General features: G+C 66.7%; 10 protein-coding genes. 4 read left to right on the forward strand and 6 right to left on the reverse strand.

What is annotated here, in order from left to right:
- The 4 genes from VFL64_RS09190 to VFL64_RS09205 all read left to right on the forward strand — a co-directional run.
- Positions 1 to 640, forward strand: a 640-nt coding sequence (locus VFL64_RS09190) for a GH36-type glycosyl hydrolase domain-containing protein (RefSeq protein ID WP_489540079.1), incomplete at its 5' end; no start/stop codon positions are given.
- Between the two features lie 152 nt (positions 641 to 792).
- On the forward strand, positions 793 to 1,326 hold the full coding sequence (locus VFL64_RS09195; protein ID WP_489540088.1) for a ferritin-like domain-containing protein: 534 nt from the start codon (positions 793 to 795) through the stop codon (positions 1,324 to 1,326).
- 47 nt (positions 1,327 to 1,373) lie between these two features.
- A complete protein-coding gene (locus VFL64_RS09200; protein ID WP_489540080.1) occupies positions 1,374 to 1,691 on the forward strand; it encodes a BON domain-containing protein in 318 nt (105 codons plus the stop codon).
- 66 nt (positions 1,692 to 1,757) lie between these two features.
- A complete protein-coding gene (locus VFL64_RS09205; protein WP_489540081.1) occupies positions 1,758 to 2,939 on the forward strand; it encodes an AI-2E family transporter in 1,182 nt (393 codons plus the stop codon).
- A 12-nt stretch (positions 2,940 to 2,951) separates the two neighbouring features.
- Here VFL64_RS09205 and ntrC read toward each other — a convergent pair whose 3' ends face one another.
- The 6 genes from ntrC to VFL64_RS09235 all read right to left on the reverse strand — a co-directional run.
- Positions 2,952 to 4,484 (reverse strand): nitrogen regulation protein NR(I), encoded by a 1,533-nt coding sequence (gene ntrC / locus VFL64_RS09210; RefSeq protein WP_489540082.1) that lies wholly within the window; start codon positions 4,482 to 4,484, stop codon positions 2,952 to 2,954.
- Between the two features lie 40 nt (positions 4,485 to 4,524).
- Complete coding sequence (glnL, locus tag VFL64_RS09215) at positions 4,525 to 5,547, reverse strand: nitrogen regulation protein NR(II) (RefSeq protein ID WP_489540083.1); 1,023 nt, start codon at positions 5,545 to 5,547, stop codon at positions 4,525 to 4,527.
- A 74-nt stretch (positions 5,548 to 5,621) separates the two neighbouring features.
- Positions 5,622 to 6,161, reverse strand: coding sequence for a hypothetical protein (locus VFL64_RS09220; RefSeq protein ID WP_489540084.1), 540 nt, complete (start codon positions 6,159 to 6,161; stop codon positions 5,622 to 5,624).
- A 158-nt stretch (positions 6,162 to 6,319) separates the two neighbouring features.
- Complete coding sequence (glnA, locus tag VFL64_RS09225) at positions 6,320 to 7,735, reverse strand: type I glutamate--ammonia ligase (protein WP_489540085.1); 1,416 nt, start codon at positions 7,733 to 7,735, stop codon at positions 6,320 to 6,322.
- 263 nt (positions 7,736 to 7,998) lie between these two features.
- Complete coding sequence (locus VFL64_RS09230; RefSeq protein ID WP_489540086.1) at positions 7,999 to 8,820, reverse strand: competence/damage-inducible protein A; 822 nt, start codon at positions 8,818 to 8,820, stop codon at positions 7,999 to 8,001.
- A partial coding sequence (locus VFL64_RS09235) for an EI24 domain-containing protein (RefSeq protein ID WP_489540087.1) occupies positions 8,817 to 9,491 on the reverse strand: 675 nt, incomplete at its 5' end. The genes VFL64_RS09235 and VFL64_RS09230, both read right to left, overlap by 4 nt.

The following is a 9,491-nucleotide window of genomic DNA, read 5'->3' on the forward strand; positions in this document are numbered from 1 at the left end:
GGCGCTGGCCGAACCGAGCGCGGGCTACATCCAGGCGTACCCGCCGGGTGTGCGCGAGAACGGCGGCCAGTACTCGCATGCCGGCGTGTGGGCGCTGATGGCGCAGGCCGAGCTGTCTCACTCGCTGCCCGGCCCGCGCAACCATGGCGACCTGGTGTACCGCTACTTCACCTACCTCAACCCGGCGCACCGCGCGCGCCACCCGACCCACGGGGCGGCCTACGGCATCGAGCCCTACGTGATGGCGGGCGACGTCTACACCCAGCCGCCCTACGTGGGCCGAGGCGGCTGGAGCTGGTACACCGGCGCCGCCGCCTGGCTGCACCGGGCGGCCATCTCGTCGATGCTGGGCCTGCGCCTGCAGGCCGACACGCTCAGCTTCCTGCCTTGCCTGCCCTCGCACTGGCCGCAGGCCGAGCTCACGCTGCGGCGCGATGGCCGCAGCATGCGCTTCGTGCTGATGCGTGTGCAGGAGCGCGCGGCACGCGAGGCCGCAGCGTCGCTCGGCGCGCAGCTGTTGCATCCCGGCGAGCCGCTGCGCTGGCGCGAACTGCCGCCGCAGAGCTGCCACGTGGTCCCCTTGCTGCGCCAGCCTGCCGCGCCACCGCCGCCCGCCGCGCAGGCCGCAGCACAGAACTGAAGCTCCGACAGCGGGGTGCGGCAACGTCCTACACACGGGAACGCCGATTGCCGATGGCTGGGGATCGCGGCGATTCCTACAGTCTTTCCCATGACATCGACCCCCAAGGACATGACGCGATGCAAAGCAATCAGCCAGCCAGCGTGAAGCAGATGCCCCTCCCCGGGCACACCCCGATGCAGCTCGACGAAGCCGCGATCGACGCAGCCCGCCACAGCCTGGACGACGCCGCCGTGACCCCGAGCTACGGCCCGTGGCGCGCCGAGATCTGCCGCCTGCTCAACGACTCTCTCGCCACCGAACTGGTGTGCGTGCTGCGCTACAAGCGCCACCACTTCACGGCCGTGGGCCTGGCTTCGCCGAAGATCGCCGACGAGTTTCTCGTGCACGCCAACGAAGAGGCGGCGCATGCCGACCGCATTGCCAGGCGCATCGTGCAGCTCGGTGGCAAGCCGGACTTCTCGCCCGATTCGTTGCTGCAGCGCAGCCACGCCGACTACGACGAATCGGAAGACCTGAAAGCCATGATCAAGTCCAACCTGATCGCCGAGCGCGTGGCCATCGAGGCCTACAGCCAGCTGATCGCACTCATCGGCGACAAGGACAGCACCACGCGCCGCCTGCTCGAAGACATCCTCAGTGATGAGCAGCAGCACGCGGAGGAACTCTCCGACTGGCTGTCCTAGTCCGTCCAGAGATTCCGACTTTCCCGACAAACCAACAGGAGCATCACATGATCATCCGCAGCACCTTCATCGCCACCGCCACTGTTCTCGCGCTCTCGCTGGGCGCTACCGGCTGCGCCGTCAAGCGCGACCAGGAGACCGTGGGGGCCTACGTCGACGATGCCACCATCACCACTGCCGTGAAGGCACGCTTCGTCGACAACAAGCAGGTCGATGCAAGCAGCATCAAGGTCGAGACGCTGAACGGCACGGTGATGCTCTCGGGCTTCGCCAAGAACGCCACCGAGAAGGCCGCCGCTGAAGAGCAGACCTGGAAGGTCAAGGGCGTGAAAGCCGTGAAGAACCAGATCGCCGTGCAGCCCTAAGACGCGGCCTCCTCATCCGTCGCCCCGGGTTGAACACAACGCCGGGGCTTTTTTTGGACCCCCACCATGGGCGCAGCTGAGCGCGAGCTGGTCATCGACACCCCACCCCGATACGAGCCCGCCGCTGCGGTGCGATCGAGCGCCGCGACCCGGCTGCTGGCCACGCTGGCCACCGTGGCCGGGCTGTGGTGGGGGCAGCGCTTTCTCGTGCCCGTCGTCACGGGCCTGATGCTGGTGATGCTGGTCACGCCGCTCACGAAATGGCTGGAGCACCACCTGCGCAGCCGCACGCTGGCCACCTTGTTGACACTCGCTTTGGTGATGGGCGCGCTGGCGGAAGGAGCGCTGGTGTTCGGCGGGCAATTGGTGCGCGTGGCCGAGCGCACGCCCGAGATGATCAGCATGGCTGCACAGCAGCTCGCCGACCGCGACCCGGCCGCCGATTCGGTGATCACGCGCGCACGCGATGCGCTGCACGAGCTCGACCGCGCCGCCGAGCGGGTGATGTCGAACAAGCCGCTGCGGCCGGCGCGCCGTGCGGCGGTGGCCGCCGCGCCGGCCGCGTCCAGCCCGGCCAGCACCATCACGGCGGGGGCCACGGTGGTGCTGCGCGAAACGGCCGTCACCGGCTCGAGCGCCCTGCTCGCCCTGGCCGGCCAGTTGAGCATCATTTTCCTCGTTGCCTTCTTCGTGCTGATGGGCGGCAAGCCGCTCACCGAGCGCTTTCTGGGCCTGTGGGAGCAGCGTGCCGACGTGCATGCAAGAGCCCAGACGGCCTTGCTCGAATGCGCGAGACAGGTGCGCATCTATGCCGGCGTGCTGCTCGTCGCCAACACGCTGATCGGGCTGTCGGTCTGGGTCGTGTTCTCGCTCACCGGACTGCCCGATGCCGCCGGCTGGGGCGTGACGGCCGCGGTGCTGCACGTCATTCCCTACCTGGGCATGGCCGTGCTGACCGGGCTGGGTGCGGCGGAGACCTTCCTGGCCCACGGCACGATGGGCGCAGCGCTGGGCATGGCCCTCTTCGTGGTCACGCTCTCCACGCTGATCGGCACGGTGGTGACGGCCTGGCTGCAAGGGCGCGCCGCCAAGATGAGCTCGGCCGCGGTCTTCATCGGCCTGGTGTTCTGGGGCGCGCTGTGGGGCCTGTGGGGCCTGTTCCTCGGCCCTGCGCTGGTGGTAGTGATGAAGGTGGTGCTGGAGCACACGCCTTCGGGGGCGCGGCTTGCCCGGCTGATGCAGGGCTAACCGCTCCTCACGTCAATCGTCCAGGCCGAGTTCCTGGATCTTGCGGGTGATGGTGTTGCGGCCGATGCCGAGCTTTTGCGCGGCTTCGATGCGGCGACCACGCGTGATCTCGAGCGCGGTGTGGATCAGCTGCGCCTCGAACTTGCGCGTGAGCGTGTCCCACACCTCGGGCACGCCGGCCTGCAGCATGGTGCGCGACTCGCGCTCCAGGTCGGCAAGCCAGTTGGGGTTGAGCGCGACGGCGGCCTCGACCACAGGCTGCGGGATCGCTGCAGGCGGTGGTGCCCAGGCCGCGGTGGACGGGGCGACCGGCGCAGCGACGGCCACAGGCTCGCTGTGGCTTTCGGTCAGCACCGGGGCAACGGCCGCCGGTGCGGGGCGAGCGGGTGCCGAGTCACCCAGGAACTCGGGTGGCAGATCCTTGGGCTCGATCACCTGCGCCGGCGCCATCACCGTGAGCCAGTGGCAGATGTTCTCCAGCTGCCGCACGTTGCCGGGGAAGTCGAACTGCGTCAGGCGGTGCAGCGCCGCCTCGGTGATGCGCTTGGCCTCGACGCCGAGCTCCTTGGCGCTCTTTTGCAGGAAGAAGCGCGCCAGCGCGGGCACGTCTTCGCGACGCTCGCGCAAGGCCGGCAGGCGCAGGCGGATCACGTTGAGGCGGTGGAACAGGTCTTCGCGGAACACACCCTGCTTGACGCGGTCTTCCAGGTTCTGGTGGGTGGCCGCGATGACGCGCACGTTGCTGCGCATCGGGTTGTGCCCGCCCACGCGGTAAAACTGCCCGTCGCTCAGCACACGCAGCAGGCGTGTCTGCAGGTCGAAGGGCATGTCGCCGATTTCATCGAGGAAGAGCGTGCCGCCATCGGCCTGCTCGAAGCGACCGCGGCGGGTGGTCTGGGCGCCGGTGAAGGCGCCGCGCTCGTGGCCGAAGAGCTCGGATTCGAGCAGGTCCTTGGGGATGGCCGCGGTGTTGATCGCGACGAACGGCCCCGCGGCACGCGGGCTGTGCTTGTGCAGCGCATGCGCCACCAGTTCCTTGCCCGAGCCCGACTCGCCGGTGATGAGCACGGTGACGATGCTCTGGCTCAGCCGACCGATGGCGCGAAACACATCTTGCATGGCCGGCGCCTGGCCGAGCATCTCGGGCATCTGCGCCATGCGCTCGTCGCGCACCTCTTCGCGCATGCTCTCGTCGAGCGCGCGGCGGATGAGTTCCACGGCCTTGGGCACGTCGAAGGGCTTGGGCAGGTACTCGAAGGCGCCGCCCTGGAAGGCGCTGACGGCGCTGTCGAGGTCGGAGTAGGCCGTCATGATGATCACGGGCAGGCCGGGCTGGCGTTCCTTGACCTTGGTCAGCAGCTCGATGCCCGAGCCACCCGGCATGCGGATGTCGGACACCAGCACCTGGGGCACGTCGTCTTCGAGTGCGGCGAGCACGTCGCGAGGGTTGGTGAAGCTGCGGACCGCGAGGTCTTCGCGCGCCAGCGCCTTCTCCAACACGAAGCGGATGGATTGGTCGTCGTCAACGATCCAGATGGGTTTCATGCCCTGCCTGTGGTTAGGGCCGCTGACGAAAGCTTCTGGCTCAGGGCAGCGGTATCACGATCTTGAAGAGTGTCTGGCCCGGTTCACTCACGCATTCGATCACGCCCTGGTGTTGCTGCACGAACGTCTGCGCCAGTGTGAGCCCCAAACCCGACCCGCCGTCGCGTCCCGAAACCAAGGGGTAGAAGATGCGATCGCGGATCGACTCGGGGATGCCCGGGCCGTTGTCCTCAATATGCAATTCCAGTGCCAGTCGATAGCGCTGCTTGCCCAGCGTCACCTGGCGCGCAATGCGCGTGCGCAAGGTGATGCAGGCGTCACCCTTCTGAATGCGTTCGACCAAGGCTTGCGCCGCGTTGTGGGCGATGTTGAGCACGGCCTGGATCAACTGCTCGCGGTCGCCGCGGAAGTCGGGGATGGAGATGTCGTAGTCGCGCCGCACAGCCAGGCCGCGCGGGAACTCGGCCAGGATCAGCGAGCGGACGCGCTCGCACACCTCGTGGATGTTCACGTCACTCACCACGTGGGGTTTGCGGTGAGGCGCCAGCAGGCGGTCGACCAGCGCCTGCAGGCGGTCGGCCTCCTGGATGATGACCTGGGTGTACTCGGTCAACGCCCGTGATTCGACCTCCATCTCGAGCAGCTGCGCCGCACCACGGATACCACCCAGCGGGTTCTTGATCTCGTGGGCCAGATTGCGGATCAGCTCCTTGTTGGCCTGGGCCTGGCCCAGGGCGCGCTCCTCGCGGTCCTGGCGGGTCTGTTGCTCGATCTCGACCAGCTCGACCACCACCTGGTCGTTGCGGTCCATCTGGTTGACGATCACGTGCACCGGCAGCGGCTCGCTGTGGATCGAGGCCGGCCGCCGGAGCAGGGCTTCGAAGCGGCTGCTGGAGAAGTCGTTGCGGGCGACCGCAGCCACCGTCTCGCGCACCACGTGGGCGTCGACGAACCAGTCGAACAACGAGCCGCGCAGCACGCTGCGGCGAGACAGGCCCAATACCGACTCGAAAGCGGCGTTCGCGAAGATGCAATGGCCTTCGCAGTGCACCACCGCGACCATGGTGGCGAGGTGGTCGAAAGCCTGGAAAACGACAGACGGGCCCGGCGAGTTGGGCGGGCGAGTGCTGGCGGGGTTCACTGCAGTTGCTTGAGGCCGGACTGCGGTTGCTGGGACTGCTGCGGCAGCTTGCCAAGCTCGCGGCGCAGCGCAGCCACGTCGTTCTCCTTGCGGGCGATGGCGGCCTTCATTTCCGCCACCCGATCCAGGTACTTCTGGTAGTTCTTCTCGTCGCCCTGGCGATCGGGTTCACCGTTGTTGTATTCCTTTTGAAGAGCGGCCAACTGGTCTTCTTCTTTCTTCAACTCATTCTCGAGGATGCGGCGCGAGTCGGTGTCGCGGGCGCGCTGTTCGTTCGCATCCACCTTGGAACCTTCGCCTCGGCTGGCGCTGGGCACCGGTGTGCCGGTGCGCGGCTTGGGCGACTGAATCACCGTGATCGGAGCGCCCTCCAAGGTCCGGCAACCCTTGTCCTTGGCCTCCTTGGCCGACAGCGTGTCGGTGTAGAGCACCGGGTTGCCTGGGCAGCGATACACCTGCTTGTCTTGCGACCATGCCGGCACCGCCACCAGGGCAGCCAGCAGGGCCAGGATGTTCTTGATATGCGCTGAAGTCATGCGTTCACCTCTGGCCCTGTAACGCGGACACCCACGCGCCGGGTGACAGGGCTTTGCCGGGCATTGTGTCCGATTGCCTGCCGTGCCCACAACAGAAGCCAAAAAACGAAAAAGGGACGGCACAGCCGTCCCTTCGATGCCACAGAACCTGAAGTGGTTCAGAGCGTGTAGTACATGTCGAACTCGACCGGGTGGGTCGCCATGCGGAAGCGAGTCACTTCCTGCATCTTGAGGTCGATGTAGGCGTCGATGAAGGCATCGGTGAACACGCCGCCCTTGGTCAGGAACGCGCGGTCCTTGTCCAGGTAGTCCAGCGCCTGGTCGAGGCTGTGGCACACGGTCGGGATCAGCTTGTCTTCTTCCGGCGGCAGGTGGTACAGGTCCTTCGAGGCGGCTTCGCCCGGATGGATCTTGTTTTCCACGCCGTCCAGGCCGGCCATCAGCATGGCCGAGAAGCCCAGGTACGGGTTCATCAGGGGATCCGGGAAGCGTGCCTCCACGCGGCGACCCTTGGGGTTGGCCACGTGCGGAATGCGGATCGAGGCCGAGCGGTTCTTCGACGAGTAGGCCAGCTTCACCGGGGCTTCGTAGCCCGGCACCAGGCGCTTGTACGAGTTGGTGCCCGGGTTGGTGATGGCGTTCAGCGCGCGAGCGTGCTTGATGATGCCGCCGATGTAGAACAGCGCAAACTCGCTCAGGCCGGCGTAGCCGTCGCCTGCGAACAGGTTCTTGCCGTCCTTCCAGACCGACTGGTGCACGTGCATGCCCGAGCCGTTGTCGCCGACGATGGGCTTGGGCATGAAGGTCGCGGTCTTGCCGTAGGCGTGGGCGACGTTCTGGATCACGTACTTCTGGAGCTGCACCCAGTCGGCGCGCTGCAGCAGCGTGCTGAACTTGGTGCCGATTTCCATCTGGCCGGCGTTGGCCACTTCGTGGTGGTGCACTTCGCAGGGGATGCCCAGCGATTCGAGCACCAGGCACATCTCGGAGCGCATGTCTTGCATGCTGTCGACCGGCGGGGTCGGGAAGTAGCCGCCCTTGACGGTGGGGCGGTAGCCGGAGTTGCCGTGCTCGTATTCCTTGCCCGTGTTCCAGGCAGCTTCTTCGGATTCGATCTTCGAGAAGCAGCCCGACATGTCGTTGCCCCAGCGCACGCTGTCGAACACGAAGAACTCGGGTTCCGGGCCGAAGAAGGCGGTGTCGCCCAGGCCGGTGGACTTCATGTAGGCCTCGGCACGCTTGGCCAGCGAGCGCGGGTCGCGCTCATAAGGCTTGCCATCGCTGGGCTCGACCACGTCGCAGGTCAGGATGAGGGTGGGCTCTTCGAAGAAGGGGTCGATGTTGGCCGTGTTGGGGTCGGGCATGAGCTGCATGTCCGAGGCTTCGATGCCCTTCCAGCCGGCGATCGACGAGCCGTCGAAGGCGTGGCCCGACGTGAACTTGTCTTCATCGAAGTGAGAGACGGGCACGGAAACGTGCTGCTCTTTGCCGCGGGTGTCGGTGAAACGGAAGTCGACGAACTTGACTTCGTTCTCCTTCACCATCTTCATCACGTCGGCAACGGTCTTGGCCATCAGGAGACTCCTAGCGAGATGCTGTGTATGGGGTTGGATTCGGGGGTGTCGCAAGCAGCTTCGAGCGCAGCCGGCCTCGAAAATGCGCACAGGAATGTAGCAGAAACCATGCCTGCGTCTGCCCTATGCGTGGCAGCTTGTCGGAAACCTCACGGGGGCCGACTCCAATACGCGCTTCTTGGTGCATTTCGGGTGGGAGCACCCAGCAAGAGGCGCCATTTTGGTGCAAATGGATGCACCAGCTCGGGAACTCCTCGTGAGGGCTAACGCACCAATTCGGGGCCAAGCTGTGCACCATGCGCACGCAGCCCCTGCAACAGCTCCCGATAGGCGGCAGCCAGGCGATCGGCATCGAGGCCCTTGACGCCCAATTCGATGTGCCGGCCCCACTCCGGGTGGTCGACGCTGGGCAGACTGAACACCTTCACGCCGGAGAACTCGGCCTCGATGCCTTCCATCAGGGGCGTCAGGGTGGCTTCCATGGCGCCGAAGACGATCACAGACCGCTCGCGCTGCGCCTGCGAGCGGTGTAGGTGGGCAAAGTGCTGGTCGAGCACCCATTCGATCATCGGCCAGGCCATCACCGGAAAGCCGGGCACGAAGTAGACGCCACCTTGCGGGTAGCGGATGGAGAAACCCGCGATCTTGTTGTAGGGGTTCGGGATGATCTGCGCGCCCTCTGGAAACACGCCCATGTTGAGCCGGTGGACGTTGTCCTCCCGATCGGGTTCGTAGGGTTCGCCGCGCTCGGCGGCAATGTCGCGCATGCGCTCGAGGATCAGCTCCCGCGCCTGCGGGTGCAGCGCCAGCGGCACCCCCAGCGCGCGCGCCGCGCACTGGCGGGTGTGGTCGTCGGGCGTGGCGCCGATGCCGCCGCAGGAGAACACCACGTCGCCCTTCTCGCGGGCGGCGGCGAAGGCATCGGTCAGGTCGGCGGTGATGCGCTGCGGGTCGTCGCCAACGTAGCGCGCCCAGCTCAGCGTCAACCCACGCGCGGTGAGCAGGTCGATCACCTTGGGCAGGTGCTTGTCCTGGCGTTTGCCGGAGAGGATCTCGTCGCCAATGATGATCAGGCCGAAGTTCATGGGTTCGTCTCGACGGGAGGCAGGGGCTGCATGGGCTCAGGCGCCGGGATCATGGGGCTGGTGGCCGGGGTGGCGGGCTGCTGCGCGGCCCTCAGCTCCTGCAGCGCCGCCAGCGCGTAGTGGGCGAACCAAAGCGCGGAGAAGGCGAAAACCAGCGTGTAAACCCAGATGGCCACCGGCACCAGCACCGGCGCCAGCAGGATGAACACTGCCCCCGATGCCCAGAGCAACGAAGGCGCCACGCCGAGGTAGCCGGTGACGACGCCGATGATGAGCAGTTGCAGGCGATGCCGGCGCACCAACTCGCGCCGCTCGTCCTTGCTGGCGTGCTCGGCCAGCATGTCGTAGCTCATCACCCGGTAGGTGAGCCAGCCCCAGATCAGCGGCGGCACGATCAGCACCACCGGTGGGATGAGCCAGAACGGAATCGACACGAAGAGCGCGAACAGCGCCAGCACCGTCGAGCTCAGGCTGACGAACAGGCTGCCGGCGAACGAGCCGCCCTGGCGCTGCTCGAGCGCAGGGAAGCGCCGCCTGGCGACCAGCTTGAGCATGGCCGGCGCCATCAACAAGGCAACCGACAGCAGCGACAACACCACCAGCACCGGCGTGGCCAGGAAGACCACCACCATGGGCGCCAGCACCGTCTTGAGGTTGCCCATGCCGACCCC

This window comes from Rhizobacter sp., from assembly GCF_035702065.1.
GTDB lineage: Bacteria > Pseudomonadota > Gammaproteobacteria > Burkholderiales > Burkholderiaceae_C > Rhizobacter.